The sequence below is a fragment of the Sphingobacterium sp. PCS056 genome (genome assembly GCF_023273895.1).
Classification (GTDB): Bacteria; Bacteroidota; Bacteroidia; order Sphingobacteriales; family Sphingobacteriaceae; genus Sphingobacterium.
In genome coordinates, this window is the sequence record NZ_CP096883.1 from 352,684 (window position 1) to 375,612 (window position 22,929).

23 protein-coding genes are annotated in these 22,929 nt (G+C 35.4%); 11 read left to right on the forward strand and 12 right to left on the reverse strand.

Going from position 1 to position 22,929, the window contains the following annotated elements; translation table 11 throughout:
• Nucleotides 1-53: 53 nt before the first annotated feature.
• The 3 genes from pyrH to MUB18_RS01410 all read left to right on the forward strand — a co-directional run bounded on the left by pyrH (nt 54) and on the right by MUB18_RS01410 (nt 2,465).
• Nucleotides 54-758 (forward strand): UMP kinase, encoded by a 705-nt coding sequence (gene pyrH / locus MUB18_RS01400; protein ID WP_021189335.1) that lies wholly within the window; start codon nt 54-56, stop codon nt 756-758.
• A gap of 30 nt (nt 759-788) precedes the next feature.
• Nucleotides 789-1,352 (forward strand): ribosome recycling factor, encoded by a 564-nt coding sequence (gene frr, locus MUB18_RS01405; RefSeq protein ID WP_045753624.1) that lies wholly within the window; start codon nt 789-791, stop codon nt 1,350-1,352.
• Between the two features lie 132 nt (nt 1,353-1,484).
• Entirely contained in the window at nt 1,485-2,465 is a 981-nt protein-coding gene (locus tag MUB18_RS01410; RefSeq protein ID WP_045753623.1) for a sugar phosphate isomerase/epimerase family protein, read from the forward strand.
• A gap of 55 nt (nt 2,466-2,520) precedes the next feature.
• Here MUB18_RS01410 and purE read toward each other — a convergent pair whose 3' ends face one another.
• The 8 genes from purE to glyA form a co-directional block, all read right to left on the reverse strand.
• Entirely contained in the window at nt 2,521-3,030 is a 510-nt protein-coding gene (gene purE / locus MUB18_RS01415; protein ID WP_045753622.1) for a 5-(carboxyamino)imidazole ribonucleotide mutase, read from the reverse strand.
• A gap of 5 nt (nt 3,031-3,035) precedes the next feature.
• Nucleotides 3,036-4,178 (reverse strand): 5-(carboxyamino)imidazole ribonucleotide synthase, encoded by a 1,143-nt coding sequence (locus MUB18_RS01420; protein ID WP_045753621.1) that lies wholly within the window; start codon nt 4,176-4,178, stop codon nt 3,036-3,038.
• A gap of 24 nt (nt 4,179-4,202) precedes the next feature.
• Nucleotides 4,203-4,706 (reverse strand): NADH-quinone oxidoreductase subunit B, encoded by a 504-nt coding sequence (locus tag MUB18_RS01425; protein ID WP_021188837.1) that lies wholly within the window; start codon nt 4,704-4,706, stop codon nt 4,203-4,205.
• Entirely contained in the window at nt 4,703-5,248 is a 546-nt protein-coding gene (locus tag MUB18_RS01430) for an NADH-quinone oxidoreductase subunit A (protein ID WP_248754776.1), read from the reverse strand. The genes MUB18_RS01425 and MUB18_RS01430 overlap by 4 nt, the downstream gene beginning before the upstream one ends.
• Nucleotides 5,249-5,543: 295 nt before the next feature.
• Nucleotides 5,544-6,881 (reverse strand): signal recognition particle protein, encoded by a 1,338-nt coding sequence (ffh, locus tag MUB18_RS01435; RefSeq protein WP_045753619.1) that lies wholly within the window; start codon nt 6,879-6,881, stop codon nt 5,544-5,546.
• 154 nt (nt 6,882-7,035) lie between these two features.
• Nucleotides 7,036-7,719, reverse strand: coding sequence for a zinc metallopeptidase (locus tag MUB18_RS01440; RefSeq protein WP_045753618.1), 684 nt, complete (start codon nt 7,717-7,719; stop codon nt 7,036-7,038).
• A gap of 218 nt (nt 7,720-7,937) precedes the next feature.
• The gene (locus MUB18_RS01445; protein WP_045753617.1) at nt 7,938-8,528 is read right to left on the reverse strand and encodes an RNA polymerase sigma factor; all 591 of its coding nucleotides are present in this window, start codon (nt 8,526-8,528) and stop codon (nt 7,938-7,940) included.
• 238 nt (nt 8,529-8,766) lie between these two features.
• The gene (glyA, locus tag MUB18_RS01450) at nt 8,767-10,038 is read right to left on the reverse strand and encodes a serine hydroxymethyltransferase (RefSeq protein ID WP_317233174.1); all 1,272 of its coding nucleotides are present in this window, start codon (nt 10,036-10,038) and stop codon (nt 8,767-8,769) included.
• A 399-nt stretch (nt 10,039-10,437) separates the two neighbouring features.
• Between glyA and MUB18_RS01455 the strand changes: the two genes are divergently transcribed.
• The 7 genes from MUB18_RS01455 (at nt 10,438) to MUB18_RS01485 (ending at nt 18,014) form a co-directional block, all read left to right on the forward strand.
• Nucleotides 10,438-10,791, forward strand: coding sequence for a HesB/IscA family protein (locus tag MUB18_RS01455; RefSeq protein ID WP_248754777.1), 354 nt, complete (start codon nt 10,438-10,440; stop codon nt 10,789-10,791).
• A gap of 239 nt (nt 10,792-11,030) precedes the next feature.
• Nucleotides 11,031-14,444 carry an isoleucine--tRNA ligase gene (gene ileS, locus MUB18_RS01460; protein ID WP_248754778.1) on the forward strand — a complete coding sequence of 1,138 codons (3,414 nt, stop codon included), beginning with the start codon at nt 11,031-11,033 and terminating at the stop codon, nt 14,442-14,444.
• 3 nt (nt 14,445-14,447) lie between these two features.
• Nucleotides 14,448-14,834: a TraR/DksA family transcriptional regulator gene (locus tag MUB18_RS01465; RefSeq protein ID WP_045753613.1), complete on the forward strand. Its 387-nt coding sequence runs from the start codon at nt 14,448-14,450 to the stop codon at nt 14,832-14,834.
• A gap of 60 nt (nt 14,835-14,894) precedes the next feature.
• Entirely contained in the window at nt 14,895-15,545 is a 651-nt protein-coding gene (locus MUB18_RS01470) for a lipoprotein signal peptidase (protein WP_248754779.1), read from the forward strand.
• 63 nt (nt 15,546-15,608) lie between these two features.
• Nucleotides 15,609-16,556, forward strand: a complete 948-nt coding sequence (locus MUB18_RS01475; RefSeq protein WP_248754780.1) for a M20/M25/M40 family metallo-hydrolase — start codon at nt 15,609-15,611, stop codon at nt 16,554-16,556.
• Nucleotides 16,556-17,473 (forward strand): SDR family oxidoreductase, encoded by a 918-nt coding sequence (locus tag MUB18_RS01480; protein ID WP_248754781.1) that lies wholly within the window; start codon nt 16,556-16,558, stop codon nt 17,471-17,473. The genes MUB18_RS01475 and MUB18_RS01480 overlap by 1 nt, the downstream gene beginning before the upstream one ends.
• Before the next feature lie 13 nt (nt 17,474-17,486).
• Nucleotides 17,487-18,014: an acyl-CoA thioesterase gene (locus tag MUB18_RS01485; protein WP_045755422.1), complete on the forward strand. Its 528-nt coding sequence runs from the start codon at nt 17,487-17,489 to the stop codon at nt 18,012-18,014.
• A gap of 58 nt (nt 18,015-18,072) precedes the next feature.
• Here the strand turns inward: MUB18_RS01485 and MUB18_RS01490 are convergent, their stop codons facing one another.
• From MUB18_RS01490 to MUB18_RS01505, 4 genes are all read right to left on the reverse strand, one after another.
• Nucleotides 18,073-18,480 carry an EVE domain-containing protein gene (locus tag MUB18_RS01490; RefSeq protein ID WP_021188830.1) on the reverse strand — a complete coding sequence of 136 codons (408 nt, stop codon included), beginning with the start codon at nt 18,478-18,480 and terminating at the stop codon, nt 18,073-18,075.
• A gap of 9 nt (nt 18,481-18,489) precedes the next feature.
• On the reverse strand, nt 18,490-18,840 hold the full coding sequence (gene gldC / locus MUB18_RS01495; RefSeq protein WP_045753610.1) for a gliding motility protein GldC: 351 nt from the start codon (nt 18,838-18,840) through the stop codon (nt 18,490-18,492).
• 128 nt (nt 18,841-18,968) lie between these two features.
• On the reverse strand, nt 18,969-19,208 hold the full coding sequence (locus MUB18_RS01500; RefSeq protein ID WP_094771783.1) for a hypothetical protein: 240 nt from the start codon (nt 19,206-19,208) through the stop codon (nt 18,969-18,971).
• On the reverse strand, nt 19,208-20,557 hold the full coding sequence (locus MUB18_RS01505) for a DEAD/DEAH box helicase (protein ID WP_045753608.1): 1,350 nt from the start codon (nt 20,555-20,557) through the stop codon (nt 19,208-19,210). Before MUB18_RS01505 ends, MUB18_RS01500 begins: the two co-directional genes overlap by 1 nt.
• 186 nt (nt 20,558-20,743) lie before the next feature.
• On the opposite strand from MUB18_RS01505, the gene MUB18_RS01510 reads away from it, so the two are divergent.
• Nucleotides 20,744-22,882 (forward strand): S46 family peptidase, encoded by a 2,139-nt coding sequence (locus MUB18_RS01510; RefSeq protein WP_045753607.1) that lies wholly within the window; start codon nt 20,744-20,746, stop codon nt 22,880-22,882.
• The last annotated feature ends 47 nt before the right edge of the window (nt 22,883-22,929 follow it).

The window sequence follows — 22,929 nt, forward strand, 5'->3', positions numbered from 1 at the left end:
GATGAAAAAAAAATTTTATCTTTGGCCTTTGGAGAATTTCCAAAAAAACAATTATGAAATACAAACGTATCCTATTAAAACTTAGCGGCGAATCCTTAATGGGAGATCAAAGCTATGGCATTGACATCAAGAGAGTTGCACAATATGCAAAAGATATCAAAGAGTTACATACTCAAGGTTTAGAAATTGCTATTGTTATTGGTGGAGGTAATATCTATAGAGGTTTAAGTGCAGAGCAGTCTGGTATGGACCGTGTACAAGCGGATTATATGGGCATGTTAGCAACTGTCATCAATAGTATGGCGCTGCAAGATGGTCTTGAAAAAGTAGGTTTAAAAACTCGTTTGTTGACAGCAATCAAGATGGAACAGATCTGCGAGCCTTTTATTCGTAGAAGAGCTGTTCGTCACTTGGAAAAGGGACGTATTGTGATATTCGGAGCGGGAACTGGTAACCCTTATTTTACAACAGATACTGCAGCTTCGCTTCGTGCGATTGAAATTAACGCTGATGCAGTTTTAAAAGGTACTCGTGTGGATGGTATTTATACGGCAGATCCTGAGAAAGACCCTTCTGCTACTCGTTTTGATGAAATTTCGTTTACAGAAGTTTATCAAAGGGGTCTAAATGTCATGGACATGACAGCTTTTACATTGTGTCAAGAGAACAACTTACCGATTATTGTGTTCGATATGAACAAACCTGGTAACTTGTCAAAATTAGCAAATGGAGAACCAGTAGGTACTATCGTACGCTAATCATAAAAAAGAAAAAAACGATATTAAGATATGAATGAATTGATTTCACTTGAATTGGACGATTGTAAGGAGAGTATGTCCAAAGCTGTTTCTTTTACAGAATCAGAATTAACAAAAATTCGTGCCGGAAAGGCTTCGCCCGCTATGTTAGATGGTATTTCCGTAGATTACTATGGATCTCCAACTCCATTGTCTCAAGTTAGTAATATTAATACAACTGATGCACGTACAATTGTTATCCAACCATGGGAAAAACAATTGATCAATGCGATTGAAAAGGCTATTACTGATGCTAATCTTGGTGTAAATCCACAAAACGATGGTATTGTCATCCGTTTGGTAATTCCTGCTTTGACAGAAGAAAGAAGACGCGACCTTGTTAGAAAGGCAAAAGAAGAAACTGAAAAAGGCCGTGTTGTCGTTCGTAATATCCGTAAAGAAACTAATGAGTCTTTGAAAAAGTTGAAAAATGACGGAGCTTCTGAAGACGAAATTAAAGTTGGTGAAGCTGAGGTTCAAAAATTGACTGATTTATTTATTGCAAAAGTCGATAAATTAGCTGAATTAAAAGAAAAAGATATCATGACGGTATAATTTTCTTCAATAAAAAAGAAAACAAAAAATGGGGATGTAGGTAATACATCCCCATTTTTTGTTTATAATAATACTTTTCTTTAAAATTAGTTGTAACTTAATCCTTACTAAACTAAAAACAAATTAAACAGTATGAATAATTCACGCCGTCAATTTATCAAAAAAGCTGGTCTTGGACTTTCTGCCGCATATTTCCTACCACAGTTACTCTCTTGTGAAAATAAAAAAATGGGTATTGATTCTCCCTTTACCAACCTAGGGGTGCAGCTTTATTCTATTCGTGATCTGATGGCAACAAATCCAACAGATTCCTTACAGCAGGTTGCAAAGATTGGCTATAAACACGTAGAGACATATGGAATAGATCCCGCTACAAAATCTTTTTGGGGTCTAGATTACAAAGCCTTAAAAAAAGTATTGGATGATAATGGATTAAAGTCGCACAGTGGTCATTACGACATGTCAAAATACTTTAGTCGTAATCATCAGGATAAAGAGGATCTGAATATCTACTTTGATGCCGCAAAAGAACTTGGTCAAGAGTATGTCATAGCCCCAGTATCTCCCATGTTTGACATTTCGGCTTTGAAGAAAGATGATTATCTATACATAGCAGAACAATTGAATAAGGCTGGTGAAGAGGCTAAAAAGCATGGATTGAAAGTTGCTTTCCATAATCATTTTTGGGAATTTAGGGATTTAGGTAATGGTACTAGAGGTGAGGAAGTTCTATTAGCATTTACTGAACCTGATCTGGTTGATTTTGAGCTTGATTTATATTGGGCTGAAAAAGCGGGAATGAATCCAGTCAGTTTGTTTGAGAAATTCCCTAATCGATTCAAATTATGGCATATCAAAGACATGGATAAAGGGTTTACTAAAACAATTGTCGGTCCTGAATTTGATAAATTAGATTTCGGTGCGATCTCGAAAGAAGTGAAATATACAGAGGTGGGTACTGGTCATATTGATTTCATCGCTATCGCTCAAGCGAAAGCAAAAGCAGGTTTAAAATATGCTTTTGTAGAACAAGATGACATTTATATACCTAACAAGTTTGAGAGTTTAAAAAAGAGCTACGACTACGTACAGGAGCATTTAGGGAAAATATGATAACAAAATAAAAGGGGCTTGGCCCCTTTTATTTTGTTATCATATTTAACGACTATTAAAAGGTCATTTTTTCGACTTCTTCAGCTGTTTCAATTACTTTTTCTGCCAAATCAGCTTTAAAAGCAATGATATTTTTTTCAATTGCTTTATCTTGAGTTCCAAGAATCTGAGCGGCTAGAATACCTGCATTTTTAGCCGCATTTAAAGCTACTGTAGCTACTGGAATACCATTGGGCATCTGTAAGATTGATAATACTGAATCCCAACCGTCGATCGAATTAGAAGACTTTACAGGAACTCCAATAACGGGCAAATGCGTAATTGATGCTACCATACCTGGCAAATGTGCGGCACCGCCTGCCCCTGCAATAATAACTTTCAATCCTCTTTTTGCGGCATCTTGTGCATAATCAAACATTCTCTGTGGGGTACGATGCGCAGAAACAATAGTCACCTCAAAAGGTACTCCTAATGTTTTTAATACATCTACCGCATCTTGCATAACAGGTAAGTCTGATTTACTTCCCATAATAATCCCTACTAAGGCTTGGTTCACTATTGACATATATCTTAAGCTTTTACTTTCAAAATTTCTTGTACTTTTCTTGCATTGCTGATCGCTAACTCTCGATCGTCATTGATGATACAAACGTGCCCCATCTTACGGAAAGGTTTTGTAAATTTTTTTCCATACAAATGTACGTATACGCCCTCCATAGCTAAAATTTCTTCAACGCCTTCGTATTTTGCTAATCCTTCATAGCCTTCTTCACCTAACAGATTAATCATTACTGCATTTGTACGACAGCGAGTATCACCTAAAGGTAAATTGAAAATTGCTCTTAAATGTTGTGCAAATTGTGATACATAATTTCCTTCGATGGTTTGGTGTCCACTATTGTGTGTACGAGGTGCTAGTTCATTGACTAATATCTCTCCATCTTTTGTTAAGAACATCTCAACGGCAAGTAATCCGACTATCTGTAGATCATTGGCAATCTTTTTTGCTAGTTCTTCTGCCCGTTGCTGAATATCAAAACCATAAGTAGATGGGGCAATCAAAAATTCAACTAGATTCGCATCTGGATTGAATTCCATCTCTACCATAGGAAAGGTCGATACATCACCGTTATCATTTCTTGCGACAATGACAGCAATCTCTTTCTCAAAATCTACCCATTCTTCTATTAAAGATGGTTCATCAAAAGCAGTTTCTAAATCCGCTAATGAATTAATTTTCTTCACACCTTTACCGTCATAACCATCTTTACGAAGCTTCTGAATATAAGGTATACTTAAATTAGCATTATTCAGGTGCTCCTTAGTAGAAATCAGCTGAAATAACGAAGTAGGTATGTCATTTTGTTTAAAGAATTGTTTTTGCAAACCTTTGTCTTGTATCAATCTGATAATACGCGATTGAGGATAAACTAGAACACCCTCTTCTTCTAATTTTTCCAACGCATCCACATTGACCTTTTCAATCTCAATAGTAATCATATCGAGATCTTTTCCAAAATTGTATACGGTTTCAAAATCGCTCAAAGAGCCACACTCAAAACGATTGCATAATTTACGGCAAGGAGCATTCTTATCTGGATCAAGAATATGAACATTAACATTATAATTAATGGCCTCTTGAATCAACATTCGGCCCAATTGACCACCGCCAAGAACACCTAATTGCAAATCACCATAAAAATCTTTTCCCATGTCTATTTTTCTATATCTATTCTATTAAGCTTTCTGATTGAACAACTGTTCTCCCAGTAAACTTTCTTTTTCAATTTTCTTTTGTAATTCTAAAAAAGCACCGATCAATGCTTCGGGCCTTGGGGGACATCCTTGCACGTATACATCGACGGGTATAACGCGATCAACACCTTTGACTACGTGATAACCGTGTTGCCAATAAGGTCCTCCGCAATTTGAGCATGATCCCATGGAGATCACATATTTTGGCTCGGGCATCTGTTCATATAGCTTGCGGATACGATCTGCCATTTTGAACGTTACTGTACCCGCTATAATCATCACATCTGACTGCCTCGGAGAAGGACGAGGAAATACACCTAAACGATCCAAATCATAATTTGCAGCCATGGCTCCCATCATCTCAATAGCGCAACAGGCTATTCCAAAACTGATTGGCCACATCGATGATAATCTTGCCCAATTGAGTAGGTCATCCAATTTGGCAACAATAACACCATTATTCTGTATTTGACTTTCTAAACTCATGATGTTGCTCCTGGTTTTTTAAATCTCGGCTTAAAAGCTACTTTTGGAGAAGCGGATACGACATCACTCTTTGCTATAACTGTTTCTTCCTGCAGATCTTCTCTATGATTTCGCAATTGATAGGTTGCTTGGTTCAGCATATCATAAGCTGTACTTGGAATATTTACTTTTACATGTGGACGTTGATGAATCGGTTTTACCCATTCTAGATCACCTTTTACCCAAACAAAGATCAATCCTATGATCAATATACCGACAAATAATGCCATTTCAATTAATGTAAACCAACCCCACCTCCCATCGGCTGCGATGTATTCAGCTTGTCCAAAAACGGTCGCCCAAGGAAAAATAAAAATTAATTCGACATCAAAGAGTAAAAATATGAGTGCAATAACATAGAACCTAGGGTTGAATTGTACCCAAGAAGAGCCTACGGCATCTTCACCACATTCATATGTACTCAATTTTTGTGGTGTAGGTTTATTAACAGACAGTAATCGTGCTGCCATAATGGTCATCGCGACTAAAAATATCCCTATCAAAATTATGATAAGTATCTTTCCGTATTCCGATAATTGCCCGGGGTCATCCATTGTGTTACAAAGTTAAAAAATAATTCTATTACAATTAGTACTAAGTCTAAAATACAAAAAATAAATACGATTTGTAAAAGCCTAAAATTATAATTTCATGTTTTTATGATTTCTGCATCTTCCCTTATCAGATCTGCAGAACTAAATTGGATATCTTTTTAGAATTTTACTAAATGACATTTAAAAAAATACCCTAAAAATTGTCAATTTTTAGGGTACAATGATTTAATAAATATGTTCTATCTTATTTCCCTGGCATTTTAGGCATATTTTTCATAAGTTTTGCTGCCATTGCAGGATTTGACATTTGTTTCATCACTTTACGCATGTCACCAAATTGTTTCATCAACTTATTTACTTCATTGATATCAGTACCTGATCCCTTTGCGATACGAATGCGTCTTTTTTGATCAATAGCATCCGGATTTTCTCTTTCAAATGGTGTCATGGAATCAATAATTGCTTCAATTGGTCTAAATGCATTATCATCTACTTCAATGTCTTTCATCGCTTTACCCACACCTGGTATCATTCCCATCAAATCTTTCATGTTACCCATTTTTTTGATTTGTTGGATTTGTGATTTAAAGTCATTGAAGTCAAATTTATTCTTGCGGATTTTCTTTTGAAGTTCAGCAGCTTGTTTTTCGTCAAATTGCTGTTGTGCGCGTTCTACTAAAGATACGACGTCACCCATACCCAATATACGGGAAGCCATACGTTCTGGATAAAACACGTCTAATGCATCCATTTTCTCGCCCGTACCTATAAATTTAATTGGCTTGTTGACAACAGATTTAATTGACAATGCGGCACCACCACGGGTATCACCATCTAATTTTGTCAAAACAACACCAGTGAAATCTAATCGATCATTGAAGGTTTTTGCAGTATTAACAGCATCTTGTCCTGTCATAGAATCGACAACAAAAAGAATTTCATGCGGTTGTGTAGCTTCTTTTACAGCTGTGATCTCCACCATCAAGGGTTCGTCAATAGCCAAACGACCTGCTGTATCAATAATAACAACATTGTGTCCACTTCTCTTTGCTTCTTCAACACCTGCTTTTGCAATCGCAATAGGATCTGTTGAATGACGATCTACATATACAGGAACACCAACTTGGCTAGCTAACACTTCCAATTGGTCAATAGCTGCTGGACGATAAACATCACCAGCTACCAATAATGGTTTCTTTCCTTTTTTATCTTTTAGATATAGCGCTAACTTTCCCGAGAATGTCGTTTTACCTGCTCCATTTAAACCAGCAATGAGTATAACTGTCGGATTTTTAGAAACTTCTAACTCGGTAACAGTGCCTCCCATTAATGCTGTCAACTCATCATTCATGATCTTAGTCAACAATTGTCCAGGTGAAATGCTTGTTAGTACGTTTTCTCCTAATGCTTTTTGTTTAACATCGTCAGTAAATGTCTTTGCAGTTTTATAATTCACATCGGCATCCAATAATGCCTTACGAATTTCTTTCATCGTTTCTGCAACGTTGATCTCGGTAATACTACCTTGGCCCTTTAAAACCTTAAAGGCTCTATCTAATTTATCCTGTAAGTTTTGAAACATGATAATTGTAAGTCTATGCTAATATAAAAAGCAAAGTTAAAAAAATTGTCGGAAGCTGAAGCATATAGAATTCAATTCCAAGCGTTAAACATAAAAAAAAGCGAATATTGATAAAAATATTCACTTTTTTATGCTGTAAGTATACTTAAAACAATTAATCTCTTCTTCCAAATAATAGGGAAGCATAATATAATAGAGTAACTAACGCACTTAATGCTGCTACTACGTAGGTCATAGCTGCCCATTTTAAGGCATCTCTGACACCTTCATCTTCTGCCGCACTATGTGTTACACCGTTATTACTCAACCAAGCTTTTGCACGATTTGACGCATCAAATTCTACAGGTAGCGTCACGAAACTAAATATTGTTGTAATGGCTAGCGCTGCGACACCTATTGCTAAGACAATATAATTTTGTGAAAAGGCCATTAATATAACACCTAACATCAAAACCCATGATGTCAATTTTGAGGCGAAGCTCACCATTGGTACCATCGCTGATCTAAATCCTAACCATTTATATGCTGTAGCATGTTGCACAGCGTGCCCACATTCATGAGCAGAAACTGCAGCAGCTGCTATACTTCTGCCGCTGTACACTTCAGGACTCAAATTTACCGTCTTATCAGCTGGGTTGTAATGATCCCCTAAACGATCGGGAATCGAAACTACTTGCACATCATAGATCCCATTGTCCGTCAACATTTTTTGAGCAATTTCCCCTCCTGTCAATCCACTTGTCAATGGAATTTCAGAATATTTTTTAAACTTATTTTTAAATCGGGTTTGTACGATCAGGCTCACCACCATGATCCCTATAAATAAAATCCAATACATAATATTTTCCTTGTTTTTGTAAATGCTTAATCAAAATATATTCCACCTTACCATAGTAGACAAAATTTCATACACTAATGTACTAAAATCATCCGCGAATCCATAATGGAACGATAAGTGAAACAAAAATATGACATTATTACAGATAAAGTTAAAATAAATGGGATGAACTTCTGCAGTTCATCCCATTTTACAAATTATTATTTTTTCAGTATGTCTTATCCGATCTGCAACATCAAACTTTGTCCTTCTATCATTTTTCTTAGGTTTGCCAATGCATAACGCATACGACCTAATGCTGTATTGATACTTACCTCAGTAATATCTGCAATATCTTTAAAACTCATATCACAAAAATGTCTCATAATTAAAACTTCTTTTTGATCATCTGGAAGTTTTTGAATCATTTTTTTCAAATCAATATCCCTTTGCTCCTTGAGCATTTTGGACTCTACATTTTCATCACTAAAGTCTAATACATCGAAAATATCAAATCCTTCGGTATTGACAATATTCGGAGCTCTTTTCTCTTTTCTGAAATGATCAATAATCATATTGTGTGCAATGCGCATAACCCAAGGTAAAAACTTACCTTCATCGTTATACTTACCGCCTTTTAATGTATTGATTACTTTTATAAAAGTTTCTTGAAAAATATCTTCTGCAAGATATTCATCTTTTACTTTCATATAAATGGAGGTATATATTTTAGATTTATAACGTTCTAACAAAGCTGCTAACGCTGTTTCTTTACCATCTAAATATATATGGATTAATTCTTGATCCGTTTTTTTATTTAAAACACTCATACTTCACCTATTTTTAGCAGTTACCAAATTAATTTAACTAAAACCTGTTCAAAAAAGTAAATGTATTCCGTATAGTAAGATATTTATGAAGTGATCAATTTTTGTATACTCAAAACAAGAGAAAATTATCGAGTAATCAAATTATTACAATATTATTTAAGACTTTTTAACATTTGCACAAAAAAAAGCGCCTTGATTCAACTCTAAGGCACTTTTCCATATAGCAATATGTTATATTTTATTTGTAAAGAGGGAATGCTGCCATCAATTCTTTTACTTTAGAATGGATTTTAGCAAGCTCTGAATCATTTGATGCATTTACAATAGCTGCATCAATTAGTTCTCCAATTTGGATAATCTCTGTTTCTTTGATACCACGTGTCGTGATCGCAGCTGTACCGAAACGAACACCTGAAGTAACAAATGGAGAACGAGAATCAAATGGAACCATATTTTTGTTTGTAGTAATACCTGCTTTTCCTAAAACAGCTTCTGCTTCTTTACCAGAAATATCTTTATTTCGTAGGTCTACCAACATCAAATGATTATCTGTACCACCAGAAATAATTTTATAATCTCTTTCGACGAAGAATTGTGCTAGAGTAGCCGCATTTTTCTTAACTTGAACAATGTATTCCATATATTCGTCAGAAAGCGCTTCACCATAAGCAATTGCTTTAGCTGCGATGGTATGCTCCAAAGGTCCTCCTTGTGTACCAGGGAAAACAGCTAGATCCAACAATTTTGTAATAGTACGAGTTTCGCCCTTTGGTGTTTTTACTCCCCAAGTATTTTCAAAATCTTTGCCAACCATAATCATACCACCACGAGGTCCGCGAAGGGTTTTATGTGTAGTTGTAGTTACGATATGACAGTGAGGAAGTGGATCATTTAATAATCCTCTTGCGATAAGTCCTGCTGGATGAGAAATATCGGCTAAAACTAAAGCGCCAATTTCATCAGCAACTTTTCGGATTCGTGCATAGTCCCAGTCACGAGAATAAGCTGAAGCACCACAGATAATCATTTTCGGTTTTTCACGAAGTGCCGTTTCTTCTAATTGTTCATAATCAATTAGACCAGTTTCTTCTTTTACACCGTAAAACAAAGGTTGGTAAATTTTACCTGATAAATTCGCTGGAGAACCGTGCGTCAAGTGACCGCCATGAGATAAGTCAAGACCTAAGATTTTATCACCAGGCTTGATCGTTGCTAAAAACACAGCGGCATTTGCCTGTGCTCCTGAATGTGGTTGTACATTTACCCATTCAGCACCAAATAATTGTTTTGCACGATTAATGGCAATAGTTTCGATTTCATCGACTACCTCGCAACCACCATAGTAACGTTTTCCCGGTAAGCCTTCAGCATATTTATTTGTCAAAACTGAACCTGCAGCTTCCATAACTTGTTTTGAAACGAAGTTTTCTGATGCAATTAATTCGATACCTTCTTCTTGGCGTTTAAGCTCATCAGCTATCAAATTGAAAATGGCTTGATCTCTTTCCATTGTTTTAATCTAGTATAAAATATGAATATTATGATTTTAGTCTACAAAGATAGTATAATACTTAAAAAAGGCTTCACAAAACGCCCTTTATTATTACAAAATATCATAAAATCACCTAATTTATTAAAATATGACAAAATCAATATTCTTAATTCGTAACGAATTACTTCAACGTCATCAACAAGAAGACTTGAAGAAGCGACACAAGTTGTATAATAAAGATTATCGATATTGACATGTTAGGTCATCACAAATTTTTTGTCTGCTCGTTAAGTCCTGTTGCACAAAAGGTAAGGATCAGAATTATAGCAGTGTATAATCAATGTCATAAATTTGTAGCTCTCTTATTTTCTATTAAAATTATGTAATTTTGTTTAAGTTGGTTAAAATATTATCACGATGAGTACAGAGACTATAACAGAGAAAGCTCCTTTAACATTAACTGATGGAGCAATAAAGGAATTAAAAAAGCTGAAAGATCAACAAGAAATTTCAGATGATTTTGGATTACGTATTGGTGTTGAAGGTGGTGGTTGTTCTGGAATGAGCTATATTTTAGGTTTCGACCAGAAAAAAGAAGGGGATAGCGAATACAGTATTGCAGGAATTAGAGTTTTTATGAATAAAGCACACGGTTTATATCTGGCAGGAATGGAAGTTGACTTCAGAAATGGCCTGGATGCGCGTGGATTTACTTTCAATAATCCCAATGCCTCAAGTACATGTGGCTGCGGAAGCTCTTTCTCCGCATAAAAAATTAAAGATATAATCCAAAGCCCGATATTCGCTGGATATTGGGCTTTGTTCGTTTTACAAAAACGTACCTTCTGATCAATACCGAATGCTACAAATGTAGTTTTTTTGACTAAAAAGTACATTAACTCTGCGTCAAAGAGGAATACATATGCCTTAAAACTGTTCATTTTTTAACTTTCAGCTTTCAGCTTAATTGATTAAATTAGCGACCTTTAGAAAAAGATTACGAGACACCGATGTATAAAGAATATAAGCAGCTTAATTTGCCGGAAATAGGCAAAGAAATATTGACCCGTTGGGAACAGGAAAAAATATTCGAAAAAAGTATCACAAACCGTCCAGGAAATAAACCTTACACATTTTATGAAGGCCCTCCTTCGGCTAATGGTATGCCCGGTATTCACCATGTGATGGGTCGTACGATTAAGGATATCTTCTGCCGTTACAAAACTCTAAAAGGATTTCAAGTAAAACGTAAGGGTGGATGGGATACTCATGGGCTTCCAATCGAACTTGCTGTCGAAAAGAAATTGGGGATTACAAAAGAAGACATCGGTAAAAAAATAACTGTAGAAGAATACAATGATGCCTGTCGTACGGAGGTCATGAAATATACTGATGTATGGAATGATCTGACTACTAAAATGGGTTATTGGGTAGATCTTGAAAACCCATATGTGACATATGAAAATAAGTATATCGAAACACTCTGGTACCTTTTAAAAGAATTTTACAAAAAAGGCCTTCTCTATAAAGGGTACACTATACAGCCTTACTCCCCTGCTGCAGGTACAGGATTGAGTTCGCATGAATTAAATCAGCCCGGTACTTACAAAGATGTGAAGGATACTACTATTGTTGCTCAATTTAGACTCATCAACAATCAATTACATCCAGCAATCGGTACTCTGGTAGAAGATACAGCCGAGGATGTAGCTTTCATCGCATGGACGACTACACCTTGGACACTTCCGTCCAATACTGCTTTGATTGTTGGGAAAAAAATCTCTTACGTAAAAATTAAAACTTTCAATCAATATACAGGTGCACCAGTTTCTGTTATACTGGCAAAAGATTTAATTTCAAAACATTTCAAGGCTGAAGGAAAAGACGCTTCGTTTCAAGATTATAAATTAGGGGATAAAGTTATCCCTTGGGAAGTGGCCGCAACTGTTACTGGTGAGGAGCTTGTTGGTCTACGTTATGAGCAATTAATGCCCTATATTACTTCAGATGAACTGCAAGAAAGGGCTTTCCGTGTAATCCCAGGTGATTTTGTAACTACAGAAGATGGTACGGGTATCGTACATGCTGCTCCTACTTATGGTGCAGATGACTTTAGAGTAGCTAAAGAACAAGGTGTACCCGGAATTTTGATTAAGGATGAAAATGGAAAAGAGGTTCCAACAGTAGATCGTACTGGTCGTTTTGTAAAAGAAATTACTGACTTTGCTGGTCGTTTTGTGAAAGAAGAATATTATTCGGATGCTGAACGTGCTGATAAAGATTTCCGTCCTACTGATGTACTCATTGCAATTAAACTAAAAGAAGACAACAAGGCTTTTGATGTCAAAAAATATGAACATACATACCCACACTGCTGGCGTACAGATAAACCGGTTCTATACTATCCATTGGATAGCTGGTTTATTAAATCTACAGCAGTTAAAAATGATCTAGTTGCTCTTAATAAAACTATTAATTGGAAACCTGAGGCAACTGGCACAGGGCGTTTTGGTAATTGGTTAGAAAATTTAGTTGACTGGAACTTATCACGTTCTCGTTACTGGGGTACTCCACTTCCAATCTGGCGTTCTGAAGATGAAAATGAAGAAATATGTGTAGGCTCTATGCCTGAATTAAAATCTTTATTAGAGGCTTCTTTAATATCAGATGTTTTATCAGAAAAAGAAAAAGAAACAAACAAATCATATTTAGATAAATTCGGTACGGAGCAACTTGACTTACACCGTCCATATGTAGACGATATCATCTTGGTATCCGATGCTGGTCAAAAATTATTCCGTGAACCAGACTTAATCGATGTTTGGTTTGATTCTGGTGCTATGCCTTATGCACAATGGGGTCTGGATTATGAAAAATTAGCAAATGGAGAAGCGCTACCTTTCAAAGATGGATATAAAGAAGCATTTCCTGCAGATTTCATTGCTGAAGGTGTGGATCAAACACGTGGTTGGTTCTTCACACTTCATGCGATATCCACGATGCTTCAAAAATCTGTTGCTTTTAAGAATGTGGTATCTAATGGTTTGGTTTTAGACAAAAACGGTAATAAAATGTCTAAACGTCTTGGTAATGGTATTGATCCATTTGCAACGTTAGATAAATATAGTGCTGATGCTACTCGTTGGTATATGATCAGTAATGCATCTCCGTGGGATAACTTAAAGTTTAACGAAGAGGGATTGGACGAGGTACGTCGTAAGTTTTTTGGGACTTTATATAATACATATGCTTTCTTTGCTTTATATGCGAATATTGATAAATTCAGTTATGCGGAAGCAGATATCGAGCTAGCGAATCGTCCTGAAATCGATCGTTGGGTAATTTCATTATTAAATAGTTTAACGAAAGAGGTAGATGAGTATTATGCAGAATTCGAACCTACAAAAGCCGCTCGTGCAATACAAAATTTTGTTGATGAGCATCTAAGTAATTGGTATGTTCGTCTTTGCAGACGTCGCTTTTGGAAGGGCGAATATTCGGAAGATAAAATATCTGCCTACCAAACACTTTTTACTTGTCTGGATACCATTGCAAAGTTAATGTCTCCGATATCTCCTTTCTTTTCAGATCAATTATACTTGGATCTGAATAACACAACAGGAAAAGAAACTTTTGAATCTGTACATTTAGCTAATTTCCCAATATATCACGAGCAATTGGTTGATAAAGATTTGGAAGAACGCATGTCCTTGGCTCAAGATATCTCATCATTGACGCTGTCACTGCGCAAAAAAGTAGGCATCAATGTTAGACAGCCATTAAATAAAATATTACTTCCAGTATTAGATAATAGTTTCCAAGAGCGGGTTGAAAAGGTAAAAGATTTGATACTTTCGGAGACTAATATCAAAGATATTCAATTCATTACGGATACTACAGGTATCATCAAGAAAAAAATAAAGCCAAATTTCAAAGCTCTTGGCTCGAAAGTTGGTAAAGACATGAAGTTAGTGTCTGCAAAAATCAATGCGCTTTCTATGGAAGAGGTTGCGAAATTGGAACGCGATGGCGAAATAATGTTAGCCGATACGCCGTATACGATCCAATTAACTGATGTAGAAATTATAGCAGAAGATGTTGCGGGATGGCAGGTCGCTAATTTAGCTAAATTAACCGTTGCGCTAGATATTCATATTTCTGACGAATTAAGACAAGAAGGATTGTCTCGAGAGTTGGTTAACCGTATCCAAAACCTAAGAAAAGATAAGGGTTTTGAAGTTACTGACCGTATCGTTGTTTTCGTTAGTAAAGATGCTGATATTGAGCAAGCCACGAATAAAAATTTATCTTATATTTGTACCGAAATTCTAGCGGATTCATTGAGATTCGAAGAATCACTAACCACTGGAGATAACATTGATATCGATGGTAAGGAATTGAATGTTTTAATCGAAAAAATTTAAATTATGGCAACTAATAACGAAAAGACACGCTATAGCGATTCAGAGCTACAAGAATTTAAAAGCATTATTTTAGAAAAATTAAGAATAGCAAAAGAAGAACTTTCAGCATTGACTGCCTCACTTAACAATAGTGATGCAAATGGTACAGATGATACTGCAGGAACCTATAAAACACTAGAAGATGGTTCTGCGACTTTGGAAAAAGAACAAACAAATCAATTAGCAGCGCGTCAACGAAAATTTATAGACAATTTGGATGCAGCTTTAGTGCGTATTGAAAATAAAACATATGGTATCTGTAGAGAGACCGGAAAATTGATTCAAAAGGAAAGATTGAAAGCTGTCCCGCACACTACATTAAGTATTGAAGCTAAGAATAAGCAGTATTAATATTATTTAAATACAAAAAGATAATGGTCTTTACTGTCGGTAAAGACCATTTTTACAACTATGAAAGGCTATACTAAACCCGTAATTTTAATAATTCTAGTTCTTTTAATTGACCAAATATCAAAACTATGGGTTAAATTAAATATGACCATCGGTCAAAGCTATGAAGTGATTGGTAAATTTGTACAAATTCATTTCATAGAAAACAATGGGATGGCGTATGGAATGGAATTTGGTGGAGAATTTGGAAAACTCATGCTTACTCTTTTTCGTATTATCGCTGTTGGAGCAATCGGCTATGGTCTACATTACATGGTTCAAAAGAAATATAATCGAGGATTTATTCTCAATATTGCTTTAATATTTGCAGGAGCACTTGGGAATATAATTGATTCTACTTTCTACGGTTTAATCTTTAGTGAAAGTACTTGGTATGACAAAGCGACCTTATTCCCTTCGGGTGGTGGTTATGCAACTATTTTTCATGGAAAAGTAGTGGACATGCTTTATTTTCCGCTTATTGAAGGTACCTTTCCCTCTTGGCTACCAATTTGGGGTGGTCAGGAATTTTTATTTTTCCGACCTGTATTTAACATCGCTGATTCTGCAATATCGGTGGGCGTAATTCTGATTCTACTTTTTCAAAAAAAATACTTTAAAGAAGAAAAAGAAGAAAAAACAAGTATCCATAGTGAAATTGTAGAAGATTAAAAATGACTTCCTTAAGTCTTGAAAATTCAAGGCTTTTTTTATTCAATAACAATAGTTAAGACAATGAAATTAGAAATGAAATGGGCAATATTGGCACTTCTAACTATTTTTAGTTTACCCAGCATTGCTCAATATAGCAATCCAGATTTAGTAAAAAAACATATTCATTACCTTGCAAGTGATAAAATGAAAGGTCGAGGTACAGGTAGTAAAGAAGTCTTTAAGGCAGCTGACTATATCGAAAAATATTTTAAAAAACTTAAACTACAACCGCTAGGTGAAAAAGGATTTCGTCAATCGTTTGAAGCTAAAGTCTGGAAAGTTAAAGTGAGTGACAGCATTCGTAAGGCAGATAATATCATTGCATTTTTAGATAATGGTGCACCGCTTACTATTGTTATTGGCGCTCATTATGATCATTTAGGAACTGGTCATCAAGGAAGTTCAAAAGATTCGTTAGGTGTTGGTAAAATACATAACGGAGCTGATGATAATGCTTCTGGAGTAGCTGGTTTATTGGAGTTAGCACGCTACTATAGCACAAATAATATAAAGGAAAATCATAATTTTCTATTTATTGCATTCGGTGCAGAAGAATTAGGATTAATAGGATCCAAATATTTTACCGAACACCCTACCCTACCCTTAGATAAGATAACTGGCATGTTGAACATGGATATGATCGGAAGATTAAATCCTGAACAGGGTGTTGCTGTAATCGGATATGGTACAAGTAAAAAGTGGCCAGAAATCTTTGAAGGCATTGCTCCAAAGATTAAGTTCTATACAGGTCATGACGGAAATGGTGGTTCAGATCAAACCTCTTTCTACAAAAAAAATATTCCTGTTTTGTTTTTCCACACCGGTGGTCACCCAGATTATCATATGCCAACAGATGACCCAGATAAAATTAATTACACTGGATTGAATGGTATCATTGATTTCGAAGTCATGGTTATCAACAATATGTTAAAACAAAGTGGAAAACTAGAATTTCAATTCACAAATTAATGATGGTTTCCAACAAAGTGTTAATAACGGGTTCTAATGGTTTTTTAGGACAAAAACTGATTGATCGTCTTAGTAAAGACAGTAGCTACGATACTTTTGCAATCTCTATGCATGAAAATGAGAATCCAAATAAGGAAAATTATCATTTTCAACAATTGGATTTAATGAATTCGGAACTTCTAAATAACTATTTATCAGAATTTAAACCTAACTATATCATACATACTGCGGCTATCACAAGTGTTGAAGCATGTGAAGCTGATCAGGCTAAGTGCCAGAAGATGAATGTTGATGTTGTCGAACAGCTAGCCCAATACTGCAAGCAATCAAATGCTTTTTTAGTACAGTTATCCACAGACTTTGTGTTTGATGGAAAAAATGGTCCTTATAAAGAGGAGGATTTGGCTCATCCATTGAGTGAATATGGGAAGAGCAAGTTACGTTCTGAACAAGTTATCCACAATACGGGATGCGCCTATGCAATTTTAAGAACTATACTAGTATATGGAATAAATGCAAACCCAAAACGCTCTAATTTAGTACTTTGGGCAAAAGAAAAACTATCTAGTAAAGAATCAATAAATGTAGTAAAAGATCAGTGGCGTATGCCAACTTTTGTTGATGACTTGGCAGAGGCATGTATTTTAGCAATTAAAAAACGTGTAACTGGGGTTTTCCACATTAGCGGAGAAGAAATGTTTACAATTGCAGAAGCTGTTTACCAAATTGCGGATTTTTGGAAACTGGATAAATCTTTAATTTTTGAATTAACAGCTTCAGAAATCAATCAATCCGAAAATCGTCCTCAGAAAACTGGTTTTATATTATCAAAAGCAAAATCAATCTTAGGTTATGAACCGACTCCCTTCAAAGTGAGTTTAGAAATAATTGATCAACAATACGGAATCTTCCGTTAATAATAAAAAAGAGATGAAGGATAAATGTGCAAAAGAATCGACTACAGTAATGAATGAATTGGTATTGCCAAACGATACCAACACTTTTGGAAATTTGATGGGTGGTAGGTTGTTGTATTGGATGGATATCTGTTCGGCTATGGCTGCTCAGAAACATTGTAACAGTCCAGTAGTGACGGTATCTGTTGATAACGTATCGTTCAAAAGATCTATTCGATTAGGAGAAGTGGTTACTATTGAGGCTAAAGTGACACGTGCTTTTAATACTTCAATAGAAGTAAGAATGGAAGTATTTGCTCAAAACTTACCTTTGGGTACTAAAGAGAAATCCAACGAAGCATATTACACTTTTGTAGCTATAGATGAACATGCGAAACCGCAACCTATTCCAAAAGTTATTCCTGAAACGGAATTGGAACATAGACTCTATGACGAAGCCATGAGACGCCGTGAGTTGCGCTTAATCTTAAGTGGTAAACTAGACCCTAGTAAAGCGACAGAATTGAAAAACCTAGTCAATCTATTTGATCATAAAGGTTAATTGAAAAAGCCTCAAATTTATCATTTGAGGCTTTTTCAATCTAATTGGGAGTCACTTATTACTCACTCCCTAATGCGACTATACGATCAAACTCTTCGGCTTTTAGTGGCATCACTGATAATCTTCCTTGACGAACTAAAGCAACATCTTGAAGAAATTCATCAGCTTTTATCTGTTCAAGAGTGACCGATTTTTTGAATGTTTCGACTGGAGCTAAATCAACAACAACCCATTTCGGATCTTCAGTTGTGGGATCCTGATAATATTCTTTTACAACTTTTGCTATACCTACTACTTCTTTGCCCTCATTACTATGGTAGAATAAAACAAGATCACCTTCTTTCATTGCTTTGAGATTATTACGTGCTTGATAATTACGTACACCATCCCAAAAGGTTTGACCATCCTTGTTAAATTGTTCCCAACTGTATTTAAAGGGTTCTGATTTGACCAAAAAGTAATTCATATTAAAAAATTAGTTTTGTTGCTCTAATACTTCCATTTTATCCGCAAAATGTGCACAGTAGTCACGTAAATCAGCGATGACTTTCTCTGCCATAGGATCTCCTCCAGAAGAACGAAGAAATGAATCACCTAATGTTTGTAATGTTTCGTAAAAAAAACGTTTCATTTCATCATAAGGCATATCTTTTGTCCACAAATCGATACGCATTGAATTTTTATATGCTGAATCCCATAATGCTAAAAACATGGCTTTTGCAGGTAGTTCATCAGAAGATTCACCATCATTTGAAGACCAAGTTATTGTATTTGGAACATTGGTTTCGTCCAATTCAATCTGTAATTTTATTTCTGCTTTTTTCATTATAATATTGTTTGTTTTAATAATGAGTGAATGCTGATCGCTGTATTTAACAGCTCTTTTCACTCGGTTTTAAAGCCTATGAATATATTAAAAGTATATCCATTTATAAATGCTATGTATAAATGGGATTATGTTATTTTTATGATCAAAGTCAATATCGCTACTGCTACTATAAAAAATAATTCATAAAGCCATAACTTCTTATCTTGTTTGACAATAACACGAAAGAAAATATCCACGAATAGAAGTACAACAAGTAAGCTGATGAGTGCTGTAATAGTTAGCAACGGATTTCCGTCTGCCATATCTTCTACAAAATACCAAGCTATCAGGCATGCCGATACAATATTAATGGGTGTTAGTCTCACTATTTCGTTCTATAATTTCTTTTAGTCGAAGTTTTAGGACCCTTTTTATTGGATTTAAACCCTGAAGCACGTTGTGATGCTTTTGCTTCTTTCTGTTTAATCACAAATTTCTTTTCGTGAAAAGCTCCTTTAAAATCTGGATCATCTTTTCGCTTTTGATTGTCAATTTCTTTAGCAATGATTTGACGTTCGAAATAAGGAGTTTCTTCTACAAAAACTTCATCTGGTAAAGGTGCAACATCTACAGATTGGCGCATTAACTTTTCAATTTTTCTGAAATAATGCTTTTCTGCATCATTACAAAAAGTAATAGCATCGCCAGAATTAAATGCACGTCCGGTACGTCCGATACGATGAACATAATCTTCTGTAACAATGGGTACTTCGAAATTAATAACATGGGACACATTGGTTACATCTAATCCACGGGCAGCTACATCTGTGGCTACTAAGATCCTAATATTTCCTTCTTTAAACGCATTAATAGAGTTAATTCGAGTATTCTGACCTTTGTTGGCATGGATGACACGTACTTGATCTTTTCCATATTTACGTTCTAAAAAAGCGAAAACATTATCTGCAACTGTCCTCGTTTTACAAAAAACAATTAAACGGTGAAATGACTCATCATCTTTCAATAAATGTTGTAGTAAATTTAACTTTGTCTTTTGATTAGGAACAAAATAGACCCTTTGACTTACTGTGGAGGCTGGTGTTGCTTGTTCAGAAACTTCCACAATAGTAGGGAAAGCTAAAAAATCACCAGCAATTTTACGAACCAGTTCGCTCATTGTTGCTGAAAACAATAAATTCTGTCTTTTACGGGGTACGACTTCTAAAATACGGTGAAGTTTAGAAATAAACCCCATATCCATCATTTTATCGGCTTCATCCATTACAAGAAATTTCAACGATTTTACGTTGATATGTCCCTCTAAGTATAAGTCCAAAAATCGACCTGGTGTAGCTACAATGATATCTACTCCTTTTTCAAGATTTTCAATTTGGGTTTTAGGTCCTAATCCGCCGTATAATACTACCGTACGTAAATCAAGGTATTTAGAAAATGTTTGAATATTTTCCTCGATTTGCATCGCAAGTTCTCGTGTTGGCGACAAAATCAATGCACGTGCATCTTGCCCCTGTGCATATTTCAATTTCATTAATATAGGTAAGACAAATGCAGCAGTCTTCCCAGTGCCAGTTTGTGCTACTCCCATGATATCTTGACCAGCAAGAATTGGTGTAATCGTTTTTTCTTGTATTTCTGTTGGAACCGAATAACCTGCCTCTTCAATTGCGTTCAAAAGCTGCTTATTCAATTTAAAATTTTCAAATGTTTGCTGCATTTTACAAAGGTAATGAAAAGCATTCACTTGCTTATCCTATGCTTTAAATGATTCTGAGATTGACGTAAAATTGACATAACTATTTCATTATTATTCAAAAGTAGCTGTTGCATAAGCTACATTTTGAATTCAAGCAGAATTAAACCACCTTTGTAGTAAATAACTAAACTTTTTTATCAAGTTTGTATGAAAAAATTATGGATCTTATTGCTGCTTATTACAGCAAGTTTGACCACATTTGCTGATGAAGGAATGTGGTTCTTAATGCATTTGAAGCGCCTGAATGAGGCTGATATGCAAAAGAAAGGATTGAAATTGACTGCTGAAGAAATTTACAGTATCAACAATTCTAGTTTAAAAGACGCAATCGTACAATTCAATGGTGGTTGTACTGCTGAAATTGTTTCTGATCAGGGATTAGTATTCACAAACCATCACTGTGGTTATGGAGCTATCGCCGAACTTTCAACTCCTGAAAATGACCACTTAACCAATGGCTTTTGGGCGAAAACAAAATCAGAAGAGCTCAAACCTAAGTCGTTATTCGTTCGTTTCTTTGTTCGTATGGATGATGTTTCAAAAAGAATCTTATCGTTAGTAAATGATAAGATGTCTGAATCTGAACGTCAAAAAATCATTAATCAAGAAATTGCTAAAATCGAAAAAGAGAATAGCGAAAATGGCAAGTACATCGTGAACGTAAAATCATTTTACAATGGAAATGAATATTACTATTTCGTTTATCAAGATTTTAACGATGTTCGATTAGTGGGCACTCCTCCTAACAGTATTGGTAAATTTGGTGGTGACACAGACAACTGGGAGTGGCCACGTCACACTGGAGATTTTTCTATTTTCCGTGTTTATGGTGACAAAAATGGCAATCCCGCAGAATATGCTAAGGACAACGTTCCTTTGAAACCAAAGCATTTTTTACCAATCAGTTTAAAGGGCTTTAAAGAGGGTGACTTTGCTATGATTTTAGGTTACCCTGGTCGTACAAACCGTTGGATGCCTGCTGGTGGAATTGATCAGAATGTAAAATTTGCATATCCTGCTTGGGTTGAAGCTTCTAAAACAGGAATGGATGCCATGAAAAAATACATGGACAAAGATCAAGCAGTTAAAATTAACTATGCTTCTAAATATTCTCAAGTCGCCAATTACTGGAAAAATCGTCAAGGAATGATCGATGCTTTAACTTTACATAAAACTGCCATTACTAAAGCGCAGGATGAAGCAAAATTCAATAAATGGGCTAATAAAAAAGAAAATAAAGAACAATATGGCGACGTTATTGCTACAATCAATGCTTATTATGCCGCAACCAACGAGAAGGCACGTCATGACAACTATTTAAGTGGCATGCTCCGTTCTAGTACCTTGGCAGCATTGCCGTATTCTATAGGTAGTGGTCTAGATATGTATGTGAAGTCGAATGAGGCAAAACGTAAAGAATTGTTACCAAGATTACAAGCAGCTATTGCATCTGGCTACGAAAAAATGTACTTGCCTCTCGAGGAAGATGTTTTAATTGATGAACTAAACCTATATGCAAAAAAAGCTGGTAACATTGCGCCTTACGTTTCAGAATTGGCAAGCAAAAACAATAATGATTTAACTTCGTACATTCGTGAGGCTATCAAAAATAGTATTTTTGCATCTGAAGAGCGTTTGAATAACTTTTTAAGTAATCCTACAGCCATTGCATTAGACAATGACCCACTCTACAAATTATCTTCAGCTTTATTAAATAAATATCGTGAATCTGCAATTGCGGATAAAGATGCTACAGATAAATTTGAAGCAGCACATCGTAAATATGTAGCTGGTGTATTGGCTTCAAATCCAAAAGGTAAATTTTATCCTGATGCAAACAGCACGTTACGTTTAACGTATGGTTCTATTAAATCACTACCTGCAGATAAACGTAATGACGCGGCAGAAAACTACTATACGACTTTAAAAGGTACAATTGCGAAGTACAAAAAAGGAGACGAAGAGTTTGATTTACCGCAGCGATTGATCGATCTGCAGAATAATAAAGATTATGGCCGTTACGCTGATAAAGCTGGTTATCTCCCTGTTAACTTCCTAAGTGATAATGATATTACTGGTGGAAATTCGGGATCTCCTGTAATAAATGGAAATGGTGAATTAATTGGCTTGGCTTTTGATGGTAATATCGAAGCAATGGCAGGTGACGTCATTTTTGATCACAAATTGCAACGCACAATATCTGTTGATATTCGATATGTTCTTTTTGTTATTGACAAATTTGCTGGAGCGACCAATATCATAAATGAATTAAAAATTGTAGAATAATAATATTTTACAATTTTTAACAGATTTTTTTCAGAAAAAATATTTTC